Genomic DNA, 24,676 nt, shown 5'->3' with positions numbered 1-24,676 from the left:
GTTAAAGAGTGAAAACGCCAAGAGCCTGTTCATGATAAATATTATTGAAACACTCAATTACTTTTTCAGTCATCTCTGTTGTTGAAACTAATTTCATTCCTTCTGTATAAATATCAGAAGTTCTATAACCTTGGGCTAAAGTTCTTTCAATTGATTCATCAATAAGTTCTGATGCTTTCGAAATTTGAAGAGAATGTTTGAACATCATTGCTACAGATGCAATTGCCGCTAGAGGATTTGCTTTATTTTGTCCCGCAATATCTGGTGCGCTTCCGTGAACTGGTTCGTAGAGTGCATATTTTGAACCTAAACTTGCTGAGGGTAGCATTCCTAAACTTCCGGTTATCATTCCGGCTATATCACTTAAAATATCACCAAATAAATTTGAAGTGAGTATTACATCAAATTGTTTTGGATTACGCACAATCTGCATCGCAGCATTATCAACATACATGTGATTTAGTTCTACATCTGAATATTCTTTATGAATCTCCGTAACTATGGAACGCCAGAATTGTGAGACTTCCAAAACGTTGGCTTTATCTACAGAAGTAACTTTATTATTTCTCTCTCTTGCAATCTGAAATGCAATTTTTGTAATACGTACAACTTCTTCACGAGTATATTCCATAGTATTCCATCCCCGTTTTTCATCATAACCTCTCGGCTGTCCAAAATAAATTCCACCGGTAAGTTCGCGCATTACTACAAAATCGGTTCCATCTAAATATTCTTTTTTTAATGATGAAGAATCCATGAGTGCTTTATAAATTTTTGCGGGACGTATATTCGCGAAAAGTCCCAAAGATTTTCTAAGTTTTAAAAGTGCCGCTTCCGGTTTTAAGTGATGCGGAAGAGATTCCCACTGAATTCCACCTACTGCTCCTAAAAAAACTACGTGAGAATCATAACATGCCTGTAGAGTTTCATCTGTTAGTGGATTTCCAAATTTTTCATAAGAAGAGCCACCTATTAATCTTTCATCGTATTCCAGTTCTAAATTAAATTTTTCTGCAACAGTCTGAATTACTTTTACCGCCGCTGAAGTTACTTCAATTCCAATTCCATCTCCGGGAAGGAGGGTAATTCGATATTTCATTAATGTACCTCTTTTTTCTTTTCTTTAAGCCAGCTCATCATACCTCTCAATTTAGCGCCAACAATTTCTATAGGATGTTCTCTATTTGCCTTTCTTAATTTTTCGAAGTTAGTGCCGCCAGTATTGCATTCATTTAGCCATTCTTGGGCGAACTTTCCATTCTGTACTTCTTCAAGAATTTTTTTCATTTCTTGTTTAGCCGCATCTTTTATAACTCTTGGTCCTCTTGTCATTCCGCCATATTCAGCAGTATCACTTACAGAAAAATTCATTCTTGATAGTCCACCATCATAGTAAAGATCAACGATTAATTTTAATTCGTGCATACATTCGAAGTAAGCAAGTTCGGCGGGGTAACCTGCTTCAACAAGAGTTTCAAATCCGGCTTTAATTAATTCTGCTGAACCACCGCATAATACTGCCTGTTCGCCGAATAAATCGGTTTCAGTCTCATCTTTAAAATTAGTTTCAATTACACCGGCGTGTGTACCCCCAATCCCTTTTGACCATGCAAGAGCTATATCTTTTGTATTCCCGCTCGGGTCTTGGTGAATTGCAATTAAGCAGGGTACACCTGATCCTTCAACAAATGTACGGCGAACTAAATGTCCTGGACTTTTTGGAGCAATCATCATAACATTCACATCCGAAGGAGGTACTATTTGTTTGTAATGAATATTAAATCCATGTCCAAATGCAACGGTGTCACCTGGTTTTAAATGAGGAGCAATTTCTTTATCGTAAACAGATTTTTGAGTTTGATCTGGAAGTAATATCATTATAACATCAGCCCAGTCAGAAGCGGTGGCCACTGTTTTTACGGTTAATCCATTTTCCTCAGCTTTTTTCCAGTTCTGTGATCCTTCACGCAATCCAACACATATATTCATACCATTATCTTTTAAGTTAAGTGCATGGGCATGACCTTGACTTCCAAATCCGAGTACCGCAATTTTTTTAGATTTAAGTAATTCTAAATTAGCATCGTCGTTGTAATAGACTTTCATTTTTTATCCTCACTAATTGTTTTTAATTTTTGAATTACCTGTTCTCCTCTTTTTAAGGCAACCATTCCGGAACGAGCCATCTCTTTTATTCCATAAGGCATCAAAACATTTACAGCCGCGTCAATTTTATCGGGGGGACCGGTAATTTCGAGTGTTAATGATTTTGGAGTAATATCTACGATATTACCTCTGAAGATATCGCAGATATTTTTTATTTCTTCCATAGATCCTTTATGAATACCAACTCGAATCAATGCTAATTCTCTTGATACATAATTTGTCTCTGATAAATCAACAACTTTTATAGTATCAATCAATCTGTTTAATTGCTTTACTACCTGGTCGATTATTTTATCTTCGCCCTCGGTAACAATTGTCATTCTGGAGACTTCTTCAATTTCTGTTTCTCCGATCGAAATACTTTTGATATTAAAGCCTTTGCCACTGAACATTGTTGCTACACGGTCAAATGCTCCAAATCGGTTTTCTACTAAAACTGAAATAGTATGTTTCATTACATCATCCTCACTGGGTTTAATCGTTTAACCATCATTTCAGATATTGAACCTCCTGAAGGAACCATCGGAAATACCATATCTTCTTTTACAACTTTGAATTCCACCAATACAGGTCTATCTGTTACGGCTAAGGCTTTATCTAATAAATCATCAACTTCTTTTGGATTATTTGTTGAGTAAGATTCTATTCCAAATGCCTCACCAACTTTTACAAAATCGGGGTTGCTTTGCCCTAAATCTGTAAAGCTAAATTTCTCAGCGTGGAATAATTCCTGCCATTGCCTAACCATTCCTAAAAAGCTGTTATTGATAATGAATATTTTGATAGGTCTTTTATATGCAACAGCAGTAACAAGTTCTTGTATGTTCATTTGAAAACCACCGTCACCACTAATTGAAATTATAGGTCGATCATTAACCGCGAAGGATGCACCAATTGAGGCGGGGAGTGAAAATCCCATTGTTCCTAACCCGCCGCTGGTTAAATTTGAGCGGGGATGATTATATTGATAATGCTGGGCAGTCCACATCTGATGCTGGCCAACATCAGTTACTATCACAGCATCTCCATTTGTTTTCTGAGAAATTCTATCAATAACATATTCAGTTCTTAGTTTTCCGTCACTAGTCTCGTAAGAAAGAGGGCATTCCTCTTTCCATGCATTTAATTGTTCCCACCATTCATCAATCTCGGGAACTTTACTCATCTCTGCGGCAATTTCTGCCAAGATATGTTTAACATCCCCTACAATGGGTAAGTCAACAATTACATTTTTGTCTATACATGTCGGGTCAATATCAACATGTATTTTGTATGAGCCTTTCGAGAAAGTATCAATTTTACCTGTTACTCGGTCATCAAACCGGGCGCCAAGAGAAACTAAAACATCACAATTATCAACTGCGCGATTTGCCCAATATGTGCCATGCATTCCAAGCATTCCTAAAGATAAAGGATCAGTACCTGGATAAGCTCCCAATCCTTGCAAGGTCATTGTAACTGGTAAGTTGTTCTCACGAGCGAATATCGCCAGTTCTTGAGAACCTCCCCCCATTATTACTCCACCGCCAACATAAAGTAGAGGGCGCTTTGCGTTTGCAATAACATCGGCTGCTTTTTTAATTTGATTTATATGCCCTCTATAATTTGGTTTATAACCGCGGATTTCTACCTCCTCGGGATAAACAAATTCGCATTTAGAATTAATAACATCTTTAGGAAGATCAACAACTACTGGACCTGGTCTGCCTGTTGCGGCAATGTAAAAAGCTTTTCTAATTGTTGAAGCAAGCTCTTTTACATCTCGCACTAAAAAACTGTGTTTTGTAATAGGACGGGTTATACCAACAATATCTGCCTCCTGAAATGCATCATTCCCAATTAAGTGAGATGATACTTGTCCTGTAAAAATAACAACCGGTACAGAGTCCATATACGCATCAGCAATACCAGTAACAGTATTTGTTGCTCCCGGACCTGAAGTAACAAGTACAACTCCAACTTTGCCTGATGCTTTAGCGTATCCTTCTGCCGCATGAACAGCTCCTTGCTCATGTCGTACCAATATATGCTGAAGAAAATCAACATCATAAAGGTGTTCATAAAGTTTAAGAACCGCACCTCCAGGATAACCGAAGATGTACTCAACTTTCTCTCTTTTTAAGCATTCGAAGAAAATATCTGCACCACTTAAAAGTTTTGGTTTGGGACTCATATAGTACCTTTCTATTTATTGATATTTTAAAACTGCGCCAGTATTGGCTGAGGTTACAAATTGAGAATATCTAACCAGCCAACCTTTTTTAATCTTTGGTTCGAATTGAGGTAATTGTTCTAATCTTCTCTTAATTTCTTCATCAGATAATTGAACTTCTATTTTACAATTTGGAATATCTATGGAAATGATGTCTCCACTTCGTACAGCGGCAATAGGACCTCTAACCGCAGCTTCGGGAGAAACATGACCGATGCATGCACCTCTAGTTCCGCCCGAAAAACGACCATCCGTAATTAGAGCAACCTTATTGCCCAATCCCATTCCCATTATTGCTGAAGTAGGGGAGAGCATTTCAGGCATTCCAGGACCCCCTTTAGGACCTTCATAACGAATGATAACAACATCTCCGGCTTTCACAGCACCGTTTAATATTTCTTTTAATGCTTCATCCTGCGATTCGAATATTACTGCCGGGCCGGAGAATACAAGCATTGATGGATCGACGGCAGCTGTTTTTACAATTGAACCATCAGGTGCTAAGTTTCCAAACAATACCGCCAAGCCTCCCTTTTGAGAATAGGGATTTTCAATAGTCTTAATTACTTTCTCATCCAATATTTGTGCGTCTGAAATATTTTCTCCTAAACTTTTTCCTGTAACAGTTGGGGCGTTGAGATCTAATATGCCAGTTTTGGAAATTTCATTTAGTATTGCCGAAATTCCTCCAGCTCTATCAACATCCTCAATATGAACATCTTTTGATGCCGGACTAACTTTACATATATATGGAACCTGCTGTGCCAATTCATTAAGCCATTCGAGTTTAAACTCGATGCCTGCTTCTTGAGCAATTGCTAGAGCATGCAATATTGTATTTGTACTTCCACCCATTGCCATGTCGAGAGCAAACGCATTCATCAATGAGTTCTTTGTAATAATTTTACTTGGCGTTATATTTTGTTCTACAAGTGTTAATATTTGTCTGGCGGCTTTTTTAACTAGCTCCTTTCGCGCAGGATCGATTGCGAGTATAGTACCATTCCCCGGTAGAGATATTCCTAATGCCTCACACAAACAGTTCATTGAATTAGCAGTAAACATTCCAGAACAAGAACCGCAGCTCGGGCACCCAAAATCCTCATATTCTTTCAATTGTTTTTCATTTATCTCACCGGCTTTAAATCTTCCAACTCCCTCAAATACCGAAATCAAATCAACTTTTTCTCCACTTGGTGTAAATCCAGCTTTCATTGGTCCACCCGATACAAAAATTGTTGGTACGTTTATTCTAACAGCAGCCATTAACATACCTGGCACAATTTTATCGCAATTCGGAATACATACCATTCCATCTAATCGATGAGCTTCAACAACAGATTCTATACAATCAGCAATCAATTCACGGCTTGGCAAAGAATAACGCATACCAATGTGACCCATCGCTATACCGTCATCAATTCCAATAGTATTAAACTCAAAAGGCACACCACCTGCTTCTCTAATTGCATCCTTTACAATTTTTCCAAATTCCTGTAAATGAACATGCCCAGGTACTAAATCGATATAAGAATTACACACACCTATGAATGGTTTTTTAAAATCTTCATCACCTTTGATTTGGCCAGTAGCTTTTAACAGACTTCTATGAGGAGCTTTTTCAAATCCTTTTTTGATAGTATCGGAACGCACAAATTACCTCACTAATTTGCCTTCAGATAATATACTTGGGTTTGGTCAACCCCTTATCTTCTTTTTATCTTATGTTTTTTGATTTTGGGATTGACCTATTATTTTAGCCTAGAATAATAATTCCTAGTAGGACTAGAATAATGTTGATCCCTAGTAGAATAGAAACTGAAGGAAGGTTTACAATTGAATTCGACACAATCATTATATCTCCAGCAAAGGAATTATTTTGAGAGATAATATTTTGTGTTGAGTTTTTCATTGTTAAATAATTTTGGGGCAAAGATAGGCGATGATGTCCTGTTTGTCAAGGATTTATTTAATTTCTTTTAAAATAATTATGCATATTTATGCATAGCGTGGATAATGATATTAGAGTGTCCTAATTATAATAATGGAATTCTATTTTATAAAACATTGCATCAATTAAAGCATCAAATTAATTGTAAAAATAAAATATTTCATGGCATCATGATTGCAATAATTACGGAACTAAAAATGGAACAATAAAATGAAAAAGTATTTTTTGATGTTTTTATTTATCTCAATGAATTTTTACGCACAAGAAAAAGTGGGAAGTGTTAAAGTTGGAATGTTTACTCCCCAGGCAACAGAATCCGGATTTATTCTTGGCTATGAAAGCAGTTATGTAATTGATGAGAATTTTTTTATCGGCTGGAGCGCAGATTGGTTTAATAAAAATTATGTCGATAAAAAACTTGTCTCGGAATTCAATGAATTTTATGGACCAATTCAGTATGAGTTGAATGAGCTTCGAGCAAAAACAAATTTACATTCTGTCCCTTTAATGTTTTCAGTAAATGGAAGTTGGATAATTTCTCCGAGAGCGAAAGCATTTATTACCGGTGGTGCCGGCATTGAGGCGCTGTTCATATTTTATCGTAATTATGAAAACCCGGATAACCGGGAAATTAAAGCGGCTTTCGATTTTGGATGGAGAATTGGCACTGGAATTAATTATGAACTTGGGCGATCATCGGATGTATTTGTTGAGTTAACATATCATAATTCAGAACCCAGTTGGGAATATGAGGTTCAAAGTTCTGAAACGGGTCGAAAAAAAATATTAGAGCGCAAATTTGATATGAGAGGAATCCTATTTAGAACTGGATTTAGGTTTTACTTTTAATCATTTCAGCGATGGTATAATAATTTAATTGAGTATTAATTTATATTTGATTAACATAAAGCAGTAAATGGGATGCGCTTTATGAGTGAAAATCTTAATACGATCCTTTGCATATCTAGTTACGAAAAAGGATTTGAATTCCTTAATCAGTGTAAGAAAGAGGGCTGGAGAGTTTTATTGTTAACTTCGCTTAGCCTGCAAGAAGCACCCTGGCCTAAATCATCTATTGATGAAATATTTTATATGCCCGATATTGATAAATCATGGAATATTGAGCATATGATAAATGCAGTAAGTTATTTAGCAAGAACCGAACAAATCGATCGAATTGTTGCGCTCGATGATTTTGATGTTGAGAAGGCCGCAAGGCTGAGAGAACATCTTAGAATTCCAGGGATGGGGGATACAACTGCTCGATATTTTCGTGACAAACTTGCAATGCGTGTAAGAGCAGAGGAACTAGAAATTTTAATCCCGAAATTTGTTCATATCCTTAACTACGAGAAGATTAAAACATTTCTTAAAAGTGTTAATTATCCCACTCTTCTTAAACCAAGAATGCAAGCGGGTGCTGTTGGTATAAAAAAAATTAATGGTGCTGAACAATTATGGCAAACTCTCGAACTTTTAGGAGATGAGCAGTCAAATTATTTACTTGAAGAATTTATACCGGGGGAAGTTTATCATTCGGATAGTATAATCTTCGATCGCAATTTATTATTTACCATTAATAGTAAGTATGGTTTGCCTCCATTAGATGTGGCTCACAACGGGAGGGTTTTTACAAGTTATAATATAGAGTATGGTTCCGACGATGATATTAAACTCTGCGACATAAATAAAAAAGTGGTTGAAGGATTAGGGTTAGTTCAAGGGGTTGCACATTCTGAATATATAAAAGATTACGAAGGTAATTTTTATTTTTTGGAAACATCAGCAAGGGTGGGCGGGGCAAATTTAGCAGAAATGATCGAAGCCGCTTCATCGGTCAATCTTTGGAGGGAATGGGCCAAACTTGAACTTAATTCTGATTACAAAATTCCAATAATTGAACGAAAATATGCTGCAATAATCCAATCCTTAGCGAAAGTGGAAAACCCCGATTTATCTTATTATGTTGACTCGGAAATTTGCTGGAAATTAGAAAAAAAGAATCATGCCGGTTTAATCATAAATTCAAATAATTTTAGTCGTATTCAATACTTGTTAAAAGAATATATCCCCCGATTTTATAACGATTTTTTTGCCTCTCACCCAATTTCATCTAAACCATTAAGCTAATTAATATTAAACATTTTTCTAACTCGTTCGATAATTACTATTAAAACCACTATCACGAGGTTAGTATGGCTTTAATAAGCTGGAATGAAAATTATTCCGTTAAAATAAGAGATATTGATGATCAGCATAAAAAACTGATTGACCTTATAAACGAGTTGCATGACGCAATGAAAAGCGGGCGGGGAAAAGAGGTTGTAGGTAAAACTCTATCGGAGTTGTTAAAATATACTTCAAATCATTTTGGATTTGAGGAAAAATTATTTGCACAGTATAACTACCCAGAAGGGAGAACACATTCCAAAACTCACAAAGACCTAATTGATCAACTAAAAGAGTTTATCTCAAAGTATGAGTCGGGGCAAAACACACTCTCTATTGAATTGATGAATTTTCTGAAAGATTGGTTGACCAACCATATCATGGGAACTGATAAAAAGTACACCTCATTTTTAAATTCAAAAGGAATAAAATAAATAAGGAAAAGTTATGTCATTAATAACATGGAATAGCTCGCTTCAGTTAGGGAATAAAACTGTTGATGCACAGCACCAAAAATTAGTTGATTTAATAAATGAATTGCACGATAGCATGAAAGCTGGCAAGGGTAAAGAGCAACTGGGTAAAACTTTGACCGAGCTGGTGGATTACACCGTTTATCATTTTCAAACTGAGGAAAAACTGTTTGAGCAATACAGCTATCCTGAAAAAGAGGGCCATAAAAAAATCCATACCGATTTATTACAAACCGCCGGTAAAATTAAGGAGGATTTCGACTCCGGGAAAATTGTACTAGCAATGGAAGTGTTGGAATTTCTCAAAAAATGGCTCAATGATCACATACTGGGAAGCGATAAGAAATCGGTTAATTATTTAATTTCAAAGGGTGTTAATTAAGGGGCTCTGATTTACCTTTAATAATAGGAACAAGTATCCACTTTTTTTGTTTTAGCCACTAAACTTTTGCCTGAATGGTTCGATAATACAGGTGAGATTAATTAGAACTTATTGAAGTTCTTAAAAATATAGAATTCAAATCAATACCCCTCAAAAGCCCTCAAAAGGTCTATCATTTGCCCTGGTAGACCTTTTTTTATGTTCTTAGATTTGTTTTATTGCTTTAGTGTGGGCATCAATCGTCTTTTGAATATCCTCTTCTGAATGAGCTAATGAAACAAAAAGGGCTTCAAATTGGGCAGGAGGAAGATAAATCCCACTATTCAACATTTCATGAAAATATTTAGCGTATTTGTTTGTATCTGATTTTATAGCGGTGCTAAAATTTGATACGGGACTTTCTGTAAAAAAGAGAGTTATCATTGACCCAATTCTGTTTAATTGATAATTCTTACCTGATGCTTTCATTGCATCAATAAAGCCCTTTTCAATTGTTGCAGATTTTTTTTCCAGTTGAGTATAAATTTCGGGGTGATTTTTAATATATGACAATGCCGCATATCCAGCATTCATAGCCAGCGGGTTACCGCTTAAAGTTCCAGCTTGATAAACAGGTCCAGCAGGAGATACCATTTCCATAATTTGCTTTTTACCTCCATAAGCTCCAACTGGCAGCCCTCCACCAATAATTTTTCCGAAAGTTGTTAAGTCCGGTGTAATTCCAAATATTTCTTGTGCGCCCCCTTTCGATAATCTAAACCCGGTCATCACCTCATCAAAAATTAAAACGGCATTTTCTTCTGTACATAATTTTCTAAGTTCATTCAAAAAGTACTGTGTGGGTATTACTGTTCCCATATTTCCAACCACCGGTTCAATTATCACTGCGGCAATTTCATTTTTATTCTGTTCGAATAATTTATTCACGGAATCAATATCATTAAACTGAGCAATCAAAGTATCTTTAGCATTGCCGTTGGTTACACCCGGTGAAGTTGGAACACCAAATGTTAATGCACCACTGCCAGCTTTGATTAGAAAGAAATCACCATGACCATGGTAGCATCCCTCAAACTTTATAATCTTTTCTTTATTTGTAAATCCTCTTGCGGCTCGGATCGCGCTCATTGTAGCTTCAGTTCCACTATTAACCATACGCACCATTTCGATTGAAGGGACCAGTTCAGAAATTAGTTTTGCCATTTTCATTTCAATTTCTGTTGGAGCACCAAAGCTAGTACCCTTTTCAATTGCGGCCAATAAAGCATCTTTAATGAATTGAGGATTATGACCGAATAAATGTGGTCCCCAGCTGCCGATGTAATCTATATACTCATTTCCATCTACATCCGTCATTTTGGATCCTGATCCGCTCTTCATAAATATTGGATTTCCACCGACAGATTTAAATGCTCTTACCGGGGAATTAACTCCTCCTGGAATATATTTTTTTGCTTCAGCAAAAACCTCTTCACTTTTATGGGTATTCATTTAATCTCCAAAAATTCTTAAATGTATGTTCAAAAATACAATCGCAAAATAATTATAAGTAAGCCCATTAAAAACAAGTTCTACAACTAATAAGGGGATTTTTTAATTTTACTTCGCAAATATTTTAGGACTAATATGGAAATTTTAAATGTTCCCTTTACTGTGGTTGATTGGGACAATGTAGAAGCTGAAGAACATATTGGGATTACCGGAAAAGCTGTGTGGAAAGTCTTTAAAAGTGGCAACATTCGTGTTAGAATGGTTGAATATACTCCCGGTTATTTTGCCGATCATTGGTGCAAAAAGGGGCATGTTATTTTAGTCCTTGAGGGAGAAATGACTACTGAACTAAAGGATGGCAGAAAATTTATTACCAAAAAAGGTTGCTCATATCAGGTTGATGATTACGATGGCGAACATAGAACATATACAGAATCCGGAGTAAAACTTTTTATCGTTGATTAATTAAAGGAGTAATGATGATTCATAAAATTGTGGGGAAGCAGCATAATTCCAAATTATGTTTTGTGTGCGGATTAAAAAATAAATTCGGGATTCACGCTCACTTTTATGTTACCGAAAGTCAAGAACTTGTGGCTTTATTTACCCCATCTGAGGAGCATCAAAGCTATCCGGGAAGATTGCATGGTGGAATTGCTTCAGCTATCTTGGATGAGACAATAGGCAGAGCAATATTAAACCGTTATGAGGAAGAAGTATGGGGTGTTACAATTGATCTCAGTGTAAAATTCAAAAAGCCTCTCCCTTTAAATGAGGAATTAAAAGTGATTGGAAGGATTACAAATGAGAGCAGTAGAATGTTTGAAGGTACTGGTGAAATCATCCTACAAAATGGAGATGTAGCGGTAACAGCATTTGGAAAATATATGAAAGTACCGCTCGATAAAATTACTGATTTCGATAGGGAAGAGAATGAATGGAAAATTGTTGAGCTTGAAACCGATCCAAAAGAAATAGAGATTTAATAAAAATTAATGCCGGTATTTATCCGGCATTATAAAATTATTTTGTACTAAGCCGATCAATATATTTGGCGGCTTCTTTGGCAAAGTATGTTAAAATCATATCAGCGCCGGCACGTTTTATTGCAATAAGCGATTCAATCATTACACGTTCTTCATCAATCCAATTATTAATACCAGCTGCTTTAATCATTGCGTATTCACCGCTAACTTGATAGGCGGCTGTCGGCAAACCAAACTTTTCTTTTACTCTCCAAATAATATCCAGATAAGCGCCAGCGGGTTTCACCATTATTATATCTGCGCCCTCATTAATATCACTTTCAGCTTCACGCAGAGCTTCAAGCGCATTCGAGATATCCATTTGATGCGATCTTCTATCGCCGAACGCGGGAGCCGATTCAGCGGCGTCACGGAATGGACCATAAAATCCCGAAGCATATTTTACAGCGTAACTCATAATCGGGATATTCTGAAATCCTTTGTAATCCAATGCTTTTCTAATTGCCTGAACTCTTCCGTCCATCATATCGGATGGAGCAATTATATCAGCTCCGGCTTGAGCGTGTGATACTGCTTCTTTGGCTAAAAGGGAGACAGTCTCATCATTTAATATTTCCTCCCCGTTTAGTACTCCGCAATGTCCGTGAGAAGTGTATTCGCACAAACACACATCGGTAATAACAACTAATTTTTTTGTGCCGGCTTTTATTGCCCGGACTGCTTGCTGAACAATGCCGTTGGGGTCATATGCCCCGGAACCAACTTCATCTTTATGTTCGGGAATTCCAAAAATTATAACGGCTGGAATTCCGAGAGATTCAACCTCTTTACATTCTTCAACAATAACATCAACCGACATTTGAAATACACCCGGCATCGAGCGGACTTCTTTCTTTAATTTTTCACCTGGAACAACAAATAATGGATATATCAAATCATTTTTTGAAAGTGTTGTTTCGCGAATCATATCGCGAACTATAGAATTATACCTCAATCTACGTAATCTTTGCATCGGATAGTTCTGCATTTATGCTCCTTCTCTTTTCTCTCTATTTAAATTGGCCAGAATGCCAGATTATACTGTAACAAAAGATTTAACTTTGTTAAAGACAATTTCAGAATTTTTCACACAATCGCCAACAGAAATTCCACCCCTAAAATTTCCGCTGACAAATAGTCCAGGGTGCTCTTTTTCAAATTTATCAAAATAGTTTTCGTGCTCAATGTAACCTAAGTTATATTGCGGAATAGCTTTATGCCATAAATGCTCTTTCAAGAAAATCGGATTATCACTGATCTTCATCTGTGATTTAAATTCACTAATAACTTTACCGATTAATTCATCCTTTTGCATTTCAAACAAATGAGACATTCGCGCACCACCAATAAATATAGTGAATGCCGCGTTTTCTTCACTACAACGGTTTGGAAATATGACCGAACTCCAAATAGCACCTAAATAAGTTTTCTTTTCTTTTGAAGGAATTAGATAACCAAACCCGTCGAGTGTTTGTCCGACTGCAGATTTTTTGAATCCGAGATACAATACCATTACAGGTGGATAATAAATTTGATTTAAGTGGTTCTTTAGTTCAGAATCAAGAGCGCCAAAGACGTCGGCAACATTAACTGCAGGCAATGTGGAAATTACAATATCCGCATTAATTTCTTTCACTTCATTATTATGCTCATAATTGATTATCCACTTCTCATCTCTTCGTTCTACACTCTTTACTTCACTCTCGAAATGTATTTTATCTTTCAACTTTTCTGCAATTGCCGTTGGAAAGGATTGCATTCCATCAATGAATGAAAACATTTTAGCGCTCTGCTTTGACTTTTCATTTCTTTTTTTTCTTTCCCGAGCGCCTTTAAACATTCCCTTTACTAAACCACCGTAAAGTTCCTCAAGCCGGTACAATTTCGGGAATGCAGATTTTACACTTAACTTATGTGGATCCCCAGCAAATACTCCACTTACAAATGGATCAATAGCATAATCAAAAAATTCGGTTCCTAATCTTCTTGTTACAAATTGGGCAATGCTTTGATAATAACCGTCATCCGATTTCCCAATAAATGGTTCAGCGAATAACCTCAGTTTTCCTTTCAATGAAAATAATTTTGTAGAAAGAAAAACCGGTAATGAAGTGGGAAGAGCGTGAAGTTGTCCGTTGCGTAGAATATATCTTTTATTAGATGAATCACTCGCATAAATCATCTTATCAGTGAGACCGACTTCATCAACAATTTGTTTGATGAGGGGAGTAGTTTCCAATCCGCTGTTTGGTCCCAGATCTGTGAGGAAACCCTCTTCAAATCTTGTTTGCATTGAACCGCCCGGTTCTTTACGGTCTTCGAGAATTGTTACATCAAATCCATCTTTAAAAAGCCAATATGCTGTAGTCAAACCGGAAATACCGGCACCAAGTATTACAACTTTTTTTTTCAAATTAATCTCTATTAGAATCAGTCATTTATTGCCTGGTAAACTAAAACCTTAAATTTATTATGAAGATCTCCATAACTGTTAGGATATTTTTGCAAGTATAGCTGTGCAACAATTTTTTCTTTAGGATCAACCCAGTATGAAGTACTAAAAATTCCGCCCCAATTAAAAGACCCAATTTGATTAGGAAATTTTGAGCTCCCTAATTCAGTAGTAATTTCAAAACCTAAACCAAATTTGTTTGTAGCTCTGCTAATTGACAAGTCCCCAATTTGATTCATAGTCATCATTCGCACTGTATTTCGGCTCAATATTCTTTTACCGTTGTACTCCCCATTATTCAAAAGCATTTGCAGAAATTTGGAATAATCTAAAATAGTTGATGATAAACCAGCACCACCTGATGGATAAGTCTTCTCATTATTTGGGTAATTAATATTCAAACCATTTGCTTTAGAGTTGGGATTAATTTTCTTCAATGTTTTATCTTTTTCTTCCGAGTATAATGTTGCTAATCTACTCTGCTTTTCTTTAGGAATTATAAAGTATGTATCATGCATCCCAAGTGGATTAAATATTCTTTCTGCCAAAAATTTATCTAAACTCATTCCCGAAATCACTTCTATTAAATATCCAAGTAGATCAGTATTTAATCCGTATGTAAAACGTTCCCCCGGCTGATGAAATAATGGCGCTTTAGTTAGTTTTTCCATTTGCTCGGAAAGAGTTGTATTCTCCGTACCAATCCCACCGCCAATACCCAGTTTTGCGTAAATTGCATTCATTTCAGGTGAACCGATTTGCGGATACCCAATACCTGAGGTGTGGGTTAATAAATCTCGTATTGTAACTTCCCGTTTTGGGTCAACAGTTGTGAATGAAGAGTCAGTAACATCAAATTTATCGAGCACCTTCAAATCATTGAAATCGGGGATATATTTAGAAATCTGGTCATCCAGTAAAAATTTTCCCTCTTCATAAAGTATCATTACTCCAACGCTTGTAATTGCTTTTGTTTGCGAGGCTATCCTAAAGATGGCATCTTTTTTCAACAGACTTTTTGAATCAACATCATCATAGCCAAGAGCTTTGTGGTAAACTATTTTGCCATTTCTTGCTACTAAAGCAACTGCACCAGCGCACCATTTATTGTTTACATGTTGTTGTAATACAGAATCAATTCTATTTAATCTTTCAATAGAAAAATTTTGTGAAGAGGGGGAACTATATTTTAATTGTCCGCTTTGATTTTTTTGTGCAAAGGAATTAACAAAAAGGACTATTATCATCAAAAATGAAAAGCCTAACTTTTTCATCTCAACTCCGTTGAAATAATTTTAATTTAATCCGCGACGGTTAAGAAGCGCATCAATCTTTGGTTCTCTTCCTCTAAATTTTTTATATAATTCCATTGGTTCTTCACTTCCACCTTTTTCAAGAATATACTTGCGGTATGCATATGCATTTTTTTGATCGAACAAAGATGTTTCCTTAAATGCCTCAAACGCGTCGGCATCAAGCACTGCCGCCCATATGTAGCTGTAATATCCCGAAGCATATCCATCGCTTGAAAAAATATGAAGAAAATTGGTGCTCTGATAACGTGAATTAATTTCTTTTATTATACCCATTTTACTAAGTGATTCTTTTTCAAAGTTTTCAACGTTAAATTCATTTTGAGAGGTTAATGTATGCCAATCCATATCGAGTAGAGAAGCGGCTAGATATTCTACTGTTTCAAACCCTTGATTGAACAAACCAGCATTGTTTAACTTGTCAATTAAATCCTGAGGTATTACTTCACCCGTTTGATAATGTTTGGCGTACAATTTCAACATTTCTGGTTCTGTAGCCCAGTTCTCCATGATTTGAGACGGTAGCTCAACAAAATCACGGGCTACGTTTGTTCCGGAAACACCAGGGTATGTAACATTTGAAAGCAGTCCATGTAACCCGTGCCCAAATTCATGAAATAAAGTTTTCACTTCGTCAATACTAAGTAGAGCAGGCTTATCAGTTGTTGGTTTTGAAAAATTTCCGCAATTATAAATTACCGGACTAATAAATTTCCCATCCATATTTGATTGTGATCTAAACTCCGACATCCATGCACCGCTTGATTTTGTTTCTCTTGGGAAATAATCCGTGTAAAGAATACCGATATGTTTTCCATTTGCTTCCTGTACTTCATAGACCTTCACATCCGGGTGATAAATCTGAATATCATTTCTTTCGACATATTTTAATCCAAAGAGTTTGGAAGTAAGAGTGAATACCCCCTCAACAACGTTTTCTAATTTAAAGTAGGGGCGCAGCATGGTTTCATCAAGATCATATTTTTCTTTTTTAACTTTTTCGGAATAGTACCACCAATCCCATGGCATCAATTTAAATCCGCCATTTTCATTATCAATAATCTTCTGCATATCCGTCACTTCGGCAGTTGCCCTTTTAATTGCAGGAGTCCAAAGTTGGTTCAAAAAACTGGTAACGTTTTTTGAATTTTTGGCCATTGCTCTATCGAGTGCCAGTGATGAAAAATCTTTGAAACCGAGAAGATTAGCTTTTTGAATGCGAAGATTTACAATTTTATTTATTAGTGATTTAGTATCATTTTCATTGTTATTATTACCTCTATTGATGTATGCTTTGTAGAGTTTTTCTCGTAATTCCCGTTTATCTGAATATTGAAGAAATGGAGTCCAACTCGCACGCTGTAATGTAAATGCCCACTTGCCAGTTAGGCCTTTATTATTAGCTGTTTCAGCCGCACCTTGAATAACCGATTCAGGTAATCCTTTTAAATCATCTTTATTATCAATAACCAATCCAACTGAGTTTGTTTCCTTCAGAATATTGTCGCTGAATTTTACAAACAAAATGGAAAGCTCTTCATTAATATTTCTCAATTTATCTTTTTCAGAATCGGAAAGATTAGCTCCGCCTAAAACAAAACTCTTGTACAAATCGCCTAATAACTTTTTTTGTTCCGGATTTAAATTTAGCTCATCCTTCTTCTGATTAAGTGATTTTATTCTACTGAAAAGTTTGGGATTGAGATAAATATCATCATTAATTTTTGATAACAATGGTGCGGCTTGGAGTGCAATCTTCTGCATTTCATCATTTGTGATAACAGAGTTTAGATTATCGAACACTCGTCGAACATTTGTGAGTAGCTGACCACTTTTCTCAAGAGCTTCAATTGTATTTGAAAATGTTGGAGTATTATTATTTTCTGCTACTGCCGCAATCTCCCCTAATAATTCCTTTATACCTTCATTAAAAGCAGGTAGGTAATGTTCTAGTTTAATCTCATTAAAAGGAGGTGTACCAAAAGGTGTATCCCAGTTCTTGAAAAATGGATTATTCATGTCTCTGTTTCCCTGCGCACTAATAATTGAACAAAATAAAAATATTATTAACAAAACTAATTTGGATTTCATAACTGCTCCGTGTGATTATTTATTTTTGAAATGCAGTGGATCTGACAGAACAAGATCTGCTACAATTCTTTTTCTACTAACTCAGCTAGCGCATCAATAAATAATTGTGAATCATTCAACCCTTGCATTACGATATAATTATTTATCCCACACTCATCGGCAATATGCCGGTACTCAATATCCAGCTCAAATAAAGTCTCAACATGATCCGACACAAAACTTATTGGAATAATCAGCAAATCCTTTTTGCCATGAGATGCCAGTTCCTCAATCATTTTATCTGTTGAGGGCTCAAGCCATTTCATGGGCCCAACTTTACTCTGAAAACAAAGATGATGATCGTGGGAATGATTTCGGGCTTTCATTACTTCATCTACGCATGTCATAATTTCGCATAAATATGGATCCCCCTTTTTTATGTAGCTTTGAGGAGTTCCATGAGCACTAAATACTAATTGAACATTTGTTTTTACATCTGCTGGAAATTTCTCTAAAGATTCATCAATACGCTGATTTATTGCTCCAATATATTTATCATTTTTAAAGTATGAATTAATATATCGAAGTTTTGAATCATCACCTTTGTAATATCTTTTCCATTCATTAAAAGAAGAACCGGTGGTAGAGATTGAAAATTGGGGGTACAGGGGGAGTAGTATTATTTTATCGTAATTTATCTGAGAAATCTGCTTAACTATTTCTTCAGTAAGAGGATGCCAATATCGCATAGCTGTAAAAACATGAATGTCATTATTTTTTACTCTCAACTTTTCTTCCAGCATTTTACGCTGAAGTTCAGTCCAGTGCCCAATAGGGGATTTCCCCCCAATCAGTTTATACTCTTCCGCAACTTTAGGTGCTCTTTTTTTTGAAATAAATCTTGCCAGAGATTTTTGAAATGGTAACTTGAATATATCGGGGTCGTTAAAAAGATTTTCTAAAAATGGCTGAACCGCATCAAGTGAGTCGGGACCACCCAGATTAAATAATATAACAGCCGTTTTGTTATTCAAATCACTATCCTTTCAATAAAAAAAAGCTAATTTTGTATAAAATCAATTCAATCAAAATAGGAGGTTCCCTAATGAAAAAACTATTTGGTTTACTACTATTAATAGCCGCGCTTACAACCGCTTGTTCTTCTGAACCACCAAGTGTCAGAGTTAAAAACGAAGGAGCAAATAAAGCCAATGTGCAAGTAAAACAAGCTGACGGCAATACAATAAATATAAATGATGTAAATGCCGGTAGTACTACAAGCTATAGAGAAATTGTTGAAGGCTCTATTCTTGCCACCGCAGTAATTCAAAGTCAAAGTGTTTCTCCTTCTATCCCATTTAATGCCGCAGAAGATAGAAACTATACAGTAGTTATTCTAAATACAAATCCGCCGACACTAAAAGTAGATTCAGAGAGCAAATAGTTAATTTCAAATGGAGATGCAGTAAATCTGTATCTCTAATTTATACAGTTCTTGAATATTTAGCATTATCGTTTTTTTGCTCGATATACCAATCAAAATTGATCGCGATATTTCTGATTAATAATCTTCCCATATCGGTAATTCTTATTTTATCATTTTGGTACTCAACCAATCCGTCATCAATAAATTCTTGTAATCCCTTCAGCGCAGTCGCAAAATAATCAGTGAATCTTATGTTAAATAGTTTATTAACGCCAGCTATATCCAGTTCAAAATCGCACATTAATTTTGTGATCACATGTCTGCGTATAATATCATCTTCGCTGAGATAAAAACCTCTTTCCACCGGAAAGCGTTCATTATTTAGTGCGTCAAAATATTCTTTTTCTTTTTTTACATTTTGAGAATAGCAGCGTCCAATTTGGCTAATGCTTGTTATTCCAAATCCATATAGGTCTGTTCCGGCGTGAGTGCTGTACCCTTGAAAATTTCTGTATAGTTTTTTTTCACGCAGTGCTATAGCTAATTCATCATTGGGCTTGGCAAAATGGTCCATCCCTATAAAATCGTAACCAGCAGTTGTAAGTTTTTGAATCGTCATTTTAAGGATATTTAGTTTTTCTTCCGGCGTAGGCAAATCTTCAGCCTTTATTAATTCCATGTGTTTCTTCATCCAAGGTACGTGCGCATAATTAAAAACTGCAATTCTATCGGGGGAGATATCAATTATCGCATCGACAGTTTTTGCGAAGGTTTCTTCAGTTTGAAAAGGTAAACCATAAATTAAATCAAGATTGATACTTTGAAAGCCAAGTTCTCTAACCCAGGTAACAACTTGTCTTGTCATCTCTTCAGGTTGAATTCTATTTACTGCAACTTGAACTTTTTCGTAAAAATCTTGAACTCCCATACTAATTCTATTGAATCCCGATTGACGAAGTGCTTCTAAATGCTCACGAGTTAAACCGCGCGGATCAATCTCACAGCCCTTTTCAGCGCCAGCAGTAAATGTAAAACTATGATTGATATACGTTGCAAGATTTACTATCTCATCGGGATTTAAGTGCGTTGGTGTTCCGCCTCCCCAATGTAATTGCACTGCCTGCCGACCGGTTTTTACAAGTGTACGGGTTAAATCAATCTCATTTTTTATATACTTTATATATTCACCAATTCTGTCTCTATTGCGGGTGATAATCATGTTGCATCCGCAGAAGTAGCATAAAGTATCACAATAGGGGAGATGAAAATAAAGAGATAAATCGGGAGGATTAAGATCACTATTGGTTCTGATAATTTCATCCCTAAATTTTTCTGAATCAAACTCGGCATTAAATTGGGGAGCGGTTGGATAACTTGTGTATCGTGGACCGGGACGGTCATATTTTTTAATTAAATCTAAATTTATATCAAACATTATTTTCCTTTAAAACTATAATATTATTTATGAAAAGCTTTGCTCTCCGATTTCACAATATCAACAAGAAATTTTGCTTTAGCCGGCTCAACATCTGGGAGAATTCCATGCCCAAGATTAAATATATGTCCACTTCCAATACCAAAGGATGATAATACTTTAATTGTCTCTTCCTTTATTTTATCTTCGCTGCCGTAAAGAATTGTTGGGTCAAGATTACCCTGAAGAGCAACTTTATTTCCTACAGTTTTTCTTACTTCACCGAGATTCATCGTCCAATCAAGTCCAATAACATCCGCTCCACAATTTGCCAATTTATCTAAATTATGATGAACACCTTTTGCGAATACAATTACCGGCTCATCTTTTCTTTTAATTTTTGAAATTATTCTTTCAATGTATTGAAGCGAAAATTCTAAAAATTCATGTTGTGCAAGGAGCCCACCCCACGTATCGAATATTTGAATAGCATTTGCACCGGCTTCAATTTTTGCGGATAAATAATCAGCAACATTATCTGCTATTATTTCCAATAGGTTATGAGCAGCGGCGGGCTGATTATAAATAAATTTTTTAATTTCAGAAAAACTTTTTGAACCGCCTCCTTCAACCATATAGGTCATTAAAGTCCAAGGTGAACCGGCAAAACCAATTAAAGGAACTCTGCCATTTAATTCTTTTTTCGTCAAGGAAACTGCATCCAACACATACTTTAAATCTTTGTATGGATCGATATTTCGGAGATCCTTTATTTGTGAGGCACTTCTAATCGGTTCATATAATTTTGGTCCTTTACTTTCTATCATTTCAAGTGACATACCCATAGCTTCAGGAATAACTAAAATATCGGAAAAAATAATTGCGGCATCAATCCCAATTAAATCAACAGGTTGTAATGTAACCTCTGTTGCAAGTTCGGGAGTTTTACACATTGTTATAAAATCAGATTTTTCACGCACCGCTCTATACTGAGGCAGATATCTACCGGCTTGGCGCATAATCCAAATTGGGGTTCTCTCAACCGGTTGTCTTTTGCAAGCCCTCAAGAATAAATCATTTTGAATATTTATCAAATTTCCTCCGTTATACCATATTTTGAATAGAATAAAAATATTTTATTATAGATTCCTCAACTCCGCTAAGTGTAGTAGTCTCCGGAACAATATTAACTATTAAATCAAGATTTGTGATTACACTCTCGGTAGTAGGACCAAGCGCGCAAATAACTTTTCCTTCAAAAAAGATTTCAGGTTCGTTGATATTAAATATTTTTAGAAAACAGGTAAATGATGAGGGACTCGTGAAAACAAAAATATCGGGGACAACCTGCTTTACCTTTTCAATTAAATATTGATTAGCCGAACCGCTGCCGCAAATTGTATCGTAAATATGAATAATATCAACCTGCGCTCCCATTTCGGTTAATGCCTCAGGTAATTCATCTCCCGAAAGAGCAGAGACCGGCAATAATATTTTTTTGGAAGCAATATCTATTTTCTCAAACTCTTCAATTAATCCAACAACATTAGATTTCTTCGGTATGATATCGACACGTAATCCATAATCTGCACAAGTTTTAGCTGTAGTAGTACCAACTGCCGCGATAATTATTTGTGATGAAATAAGTTTTGTTAGATTAACATGACGGAAAAAAATATCACACGCATTAGAAGAGGTGAAAACTAAATAACTGTACTGTGCTAAATTCTTCAATAAACTCGATTCATGCTCACTTAACAATTTGGGAAGAATCGAAATGGTTGGCATATAAATTACTTCTGCGCCATTTTTTTCTAATTCCGAAATGGAACTTAAACTTGCATCCTTCGCCTTTGATACAAAAACTATTTTATTTTCAAGTAGTTTTTCGGTCATGACCGCACATTGATATAAATATCATTCAATATTTTATTGGCGCCCGCCTTTAATAAATCTTTAGCCAACTGCTTTCCCAATAATTGAGGGTTATTAATTTTACCGCGAACTTTTTTCCTAAATGAGATAGAACCATCAATTGCCGCAACTACAGCTTCAAGATACAATCCATTCGATTTAACCTCGGCGAATGCGCCAATAGGAACTTGACATCCTCCTTCAAGTGTGCTTAATAGGGATCGCTCGGCAATTACCGCGGTGTAAGTATTAATATCACTAATCGATTGGAGAGTATCAAATACAAATTTGTTGTTTTCATGTATTTCAATTCCAAGGGCACCTTGACCAACGGCCGGAAGTATTTCATCAACACTAATTATTGAAGAAATGTACTTGTTGAGTTTCAACCTTTCTATTCCGGCTCGCGCAAGTATAATTGCATCCCAATTTGAATCTTCAAATTTTTTAATTCTGGTTTGAACATTACCCCGCAATTCTTCAATTTTTATATCGGGACGAATGTGAAGTAACTGAGCTCGTCTTCTCAATGAACCGGTAGCAACAGTTGCTCCTTCAGGTAAAGTATGAATTGTTATTCCTTTTTTTCTTGCAATCAAAACATCTTGCACCGGATGGCGTTTGGTAACCGCCGCAAGTTTTAAACCTTTGGGAATCTGTGTTTGTAAATCTTTGAGACTATGAACAGCCAAATCAATTGTACCATTCAATAATTCTTTCTCAAGTTCTTTTGTGAATAAACCTTTATCCCCAATTTTTGATAATGCAACATCGAGAATTTTATCCCCTTTAGTATTTATGATTTTAATTTCGACGGCTAAATTTTTGTTCTTCTTTTCCAATTCCTTTTTAACAAATTTTGCCTGCCACATTGCAAGTTCACTGCCCCGTGAGCCTATAATAATTTTTTGTTTTTTCATTTATGAATCACCATTGCGGTTATGTGTGGATTTATCCAAATTAAATAACTCGTTTAATAAAATAGTATTCGTGGTAATTTCCTGAACATTGGTACCCGATTCAGCAATTTCACGCAATCTTTTTGTTGGATTATGCAGTATTCTTCCTAGCATTCTCCGTGTCATATCCTCTACTTTCTGATAATCTTCCGGAGTAATTTTATTCTTTAATTTATCAAGTTCATCAGTCTTTATCTCATCAAAAAAATCGCGTAATGATTTTATTGTTGGAACAATCCCGAGTGAATTATACCAACTGAAAAGGGAAATCATTTCTTCCATTATTATATTTTCAACAAGTGGGATCTCACTCTTTCGCTTACTCAAATTTTGATCAACTATAATTTTCAGTGAATCCATATCGTGATAGAAAACGCTGTCAATTTTTTTTACTTTTGGTTCAATATCTCGCGGGATTGCTATATCCATAATAACCATTGGTGTCCCGCCACGTTTCTTCACCGCTTCATTAATATCGCTAAACTCCAATATATAATTCTCTGAACTAGTAGCGCTTATAATTATATCAAACTCACTTAATGATTTCTTAAAGTTATCGAATGGAAGAATTTCACCGTTCAATTTAGAAGCGAGTAAGTCGGCTTTTGATTGAGTTCGGTTAGTAATAAAAATTTTACCAATACCCTTATCTTTTAGATTTATGGCGGCAAGTTCTCCGGTTTCGCCAGCACCAATTATTAGAGCGGATTTTTTTTCAAGATTAGAGAATATTTTTTCTACTAATTGAACTGCGGCATAACTTACAGTTATTGCTCCTTCGCCGATGCTAGTTTCTTTAATTGCTCGTTTACCAACGCGGAGTGAATTTTCAAAAATTCTACGGGTAATTGGACCAATAAATTTCAGATCATCTGAAAGTTCAAAAGCTTCTTTTACCTGCCCCAATATCTGGCTGTCACCAATTAAAAGGGAATCAATTCCTGATGCCACCGAAAATAAATGTTTAACTGCTCCACACGAAAAATATTTAGTATAATGCTCGGGGTTTTCTCCTGTAATATTTTTAAAGGAGGTCAACTTTTTAATAATGAAATCGGGATGAATTAAATTATCCTTAGGCATCAAGAAGAGTTCAGTTCTATTGCAAGTAGATATTATCGCCCCTTCCGAAAATGATTCTTTCAAGCTCTCAATTAATTCGATACTTTCATTATTGCTTAGATGGAGTGCTTCTCTTAATTCTAAGGGTGCTGAGCGATGATTGATTGAAATTGCTACTAAATTCATTAAAGCGTTTC

At 35.7% G+C, this 24,676-nt stretch carries 23 protein-coding genes; 7 read left to right on the top strand and 16 right to left on the bottom strand.

Features of this window, described 5'->3' with window-relative positions; genetic code table 11:
- Position 1: 1 nt before the first annotated feature.
- From leuB to ilvD, 5 genes are read right to left on the bottom strand one after another with little or no spacing between them, the layout of a single operon-like run.
- A complete protein-coding gene (gene leuB, locus KF816_12675; protein ID MBX3008869.1) occupies positions 2-1,099 on the bottom strand; it encodes a 3-isopropylmalate dehydrogenase in 1,098 nt (365 codons plus the stop codon).
- Positions 1,099-2,106 carry a ketol-acid reductoisomerase gene (gene ilvC, locus KF816_12670; GenBank protein ID MBX3008868.1) on the bottom strand — a complete coding sequence of 336 codons (1,008 nt, stop codon included), beginning with the start codon at positions 2,104-2,106 and terminating at the stop codon, positions 1,099-1,101. The genes leuB and ilvC overlap by 1 nt, the downstream gene beginning before the upstream one ends.
- A complete protein-coding gene (ilvN, locus tag KF816_12665; GenBank protein MBX3008867.1) occupies positions 2,103-2,621 on the bottom strand; it encodes an acetolactate synthase small subunit in 519 nt (172 codons plus the stop codon). The genes ilvC and ilvN overlap by 4 nt, the downstream gene beginning before the upstream one ends.
- Positions 2,621-4,339: a biosynthetic-type acetolactate synthase large subunit gene (ilvB, locus tag KF816_12660; protein ID MBX3008866.1), complete on the bottom strand. Its 1,719-nt coding sequence runs from the start codon at positions 4,337-4,339 to the stop codon at positions 2,621-2,623. Before ilvB ends, ilvN begins: the two co-directional genes overlap by 1 nt.
- A 15-nt stretch (positions 4,340-4,354) precedes the next feature.
- Positions 4,355-6,031: a dihydroxy-acid dehydratase gene (gene ilvD, locus KF816_12655; protein MBX3008865.1), complete on the bottom strand. Its 1,677-nt coding sequence runs from the start codon at positions 6,029-6,031 to the stop codon at positions 4,355-4,357.
- Positions 6,032-6,539: 508 nt separating this feature from the next.
- On the opposite strand from ilvD, the gene KF816_12650 reads away from it, so the two are divergent.
- The 4 genes from KF816_12650 to KF816_12635 all read left to right on the top strand — a co-directional run bounded on the left by KF816_12650 (position 6,540) and on the right by KF816_12635 (position 9,353).
- Positions 6,540-7,178: a hypothetical protein gene (locus KF816_12650; GenBank protein ID MBX3008864.1), complete on the top strand. Its 639-nt coding sequence runs from the start codon at positions 6,540-6,542 to the stop codon at positions 7,176-7,178.
- An 81-nt stretch (positions 7,179-7,259) separates the two neighbouring features.
- A complete protein-coding gene (locus KF816_12645; protein MBX3008863.1) occupies positions 7,260-8,459 on the top strand; it encodes an ATPase in 1,200 nt (399 codons plus the stop codon).
- Positions 8,460-8,524: 65 nt separating this feature from the next.
- Complete coding sequence (locus tag KF816_12640; GenBank protein ID MBX3008862.1) at positions 8,525-8,932, top strand: bacteriohemerythrin; 408 nt, start codon at positions 8,525-8,527, stop codon at positions 8,930-8,932.
- Between the two features lie 13 nt (positions 8,933-8,945).
- Positions 8,946-9,353, top strand: a complete 408-nt coding sequence (locus tag KF816_12635) for a hemerythrin family protein (protein MBX3008861.1) — start codon at positions 8,946-8,948, stop codon at positions 9,351-9,353.
- 204 nt (positions 9,354-9,557) lie between these two features.
- On the opposite strand, the gene hemL is transcribed toward KF816_12635, so the two are convergent.
- Positions 9,558-10,844 carry a glutamate-1-semialdehyde 2,1-aminomutase gene (gene hemL, locus KF816_12630; GenBank protein ID MBX3008860.1) on the bottom strand — a complete coding sequence of 429 codons (1,287 nt, stop codon included), beginning with the start codon at positions 10,842-10,844 and terminating at the stop codon, positions 9,558-9,560.
- A 135-nt stretch (positions 10,845-10,979) separates the two neighbouring features.
- Between hemL and KF816_12625 the strand changes: the two genes are divergently transcribed.
- Together KF816_12625 and KF816_12620 are read left to right on the top strand one after the other, a co-directional pair.
- Positions 10,980-11,309, top strand: a complete 330-nt coding sequence (locus tag KF816_12625; GenBank protein MBX3008859.1) for a DHCW motif cupin fold protein — start codon at positions 10,980-10,982, stop codon at positions 11,307-11,309.
- 14 nt (positions 11,310-11,323) lie between these two features.
- Positions 11,324-11,830, top strand: a complete 507-nt coding sequence (locus KF816_12620) for a PaaI family thioesterase (protein MBX3008858.1) — start codon at positions 11,324-11,326, stop codon at positions 11,828-11,830.
- 37 nt (positions 11,831-11,867) lie between these two features.
- Here KF816_12620 and hemB read toward each other — a convergent pair whose 3' ends face one another.
- The 5 genes from hemB to hemH are packed head-to-tail and all read right to left on the bottom strand — an operon-like array spanning position 11,868 to position 18,738.
- Positions 11,868-12,857 (bottom strand): porphobilinogen synthase, encoded by a 990-nt coding sequence (gene hemB, locus KF816_12615; protein MBX3008857.1) that lies wholly within the window; start codon positions 12,855-12,857, stop codon positions 11,868-11,870.
- Between the two features lie 48 nt (positions 12,858-12,905).
- Positions 12,906-14,282, bottom strand: coding sequence for a protoporphyrinogen oxidase (hemG, locus tag KF816_12610; protein ID MBX3008856.1), 1,377 nt, complete (start codon positions 14,280-14,282; stop codon positions 12,906-12,908).
- Between the two features lie 17 nt (positions 14,283-14,299).
- Positions 14,300-15,595: a beta-lactamase family protein gene (locus KF816_12605; GenBank protein MBX3008855.1), complete on the bottom strand. Its 1,296-nt coding sequence runs from the start codon at positions 15,593-15,595 to the stop codon at positions 14,300-14,302.
- 21 nt (positions 15,596-15,616) lie between these two features.
- Positions 15,617-17,725, bottom strand: a complete 2,109-nt coding sequence (locus KF816_12600; GenBank protein MBX3008854.1) for a M3 family metallopeptidase — start codon at positions 17,723-17,725, stop codon at positions 15,617-15,619.
- Positions 17,726-17,784: 59 nt separating this feature from the next.
- Positions 17,785-18,738: a ferrochelatase gene (hemH, locus tag KF816_12595; GenBank protein ID MBX3008853.1), complete on the bottom strand. Its 954-nt coding sequence runs from the start codon at positions 18,736-18,738 to the stop codon at positions 17,785-17,787.
- Between the two features lie 71 nt (positions 18,739-18,809).
- On the opposite strand from hemH, the gene KF816_12590 reads away from it, so the two are divergent.
- Positions 18,810-19,148: a hypothetical protein gene (locus KF816_12590; protein ID MBX3008852.1), complete on the top strand. Its 339-nt coding sequence runs from the start codon at positions 18,810-18,812 to the stop codon at positions 19,146-19,148.
- A gap of 40 nt (positions 19,149-19,188) precedes the next feature.
- Here KF816_12590 and hemN read toward each other — a convergent pair whose 3' ends face one another.
- From hemN to hemA, 5 genes are read right to left on the bottom strand one after another with little or no spacing between them, the layout of a single operon-like run.
- Positions 19,189-20,565 carry an oxygen-independent coproporphyrinogen III oxidase gene (gene hemN, locus KF816_12585; protein ID MBX3008851.1) on the bottom strand — a complete coding sequence of 459 codons (1,377 nt, stop codon included), beginning with the start codon at positions 20,563-20,565 and terminating at the stop codon, positions 19,189-19,191.
- A 23-nt stretch (positions 20,566-20,588) separates the two neighbouring features.
- A complete protein-coding gene (gene hemE, locus KF816_12580) occupies positions 20,589-21,635 on the bottom strand; it encodes a uroporphyrinogen decarboxylase (GenBank protein ID MBX3008850.1) in 1,047 nt (348 codons plus the stop codon).
- Between the two features lie 13 nt (positions 21,636-21,648).
- Positions 21,649-22,440, bottom strand: coding sequence for a uroporphyrinogen-III synthase (locus KF816_12575; protein ID MBX3008849.1), 792 nt, complete (start codon positions 22,438-22,440; stop codon positions 21,649-21,651).
- Entirely contained in the window at positions 22,437-23,378 is a 942-nt protein-coding gene (gene hemC, locus KF816_12570) for a hydroxymethylbilane synthase (protein ID MBX3008848.1), read from the bottom strand. Before hemC ends, KF816_12575 begins: the two co-directional genes overlap by 4 nt.
- Positions 23,379-24,665, bottom strand: coding sequence for a glutamyl-tRNA reductase (gene hemA / locus KF816_12565; GenBank protein ID MBX3008847.1), 1,287 nt, complete (start codon positions 24,663-24,665; stop codon positions 23,379-23,381).
- Positions 24,666-24,676: the final 11 nt, after the last annotated feature.

Source organism: Melioribacteraceae bacterium (assembly GCA_019638015.1).
Lineage (GTDB): Bacteria > Bacteroidota > Ignavibacteria > Ignavibacteriales > Melioribacteraceae > JAHBUP01.
This window is presented reverse-complemented; position numbering and strand designations above follow the sequence as displayed.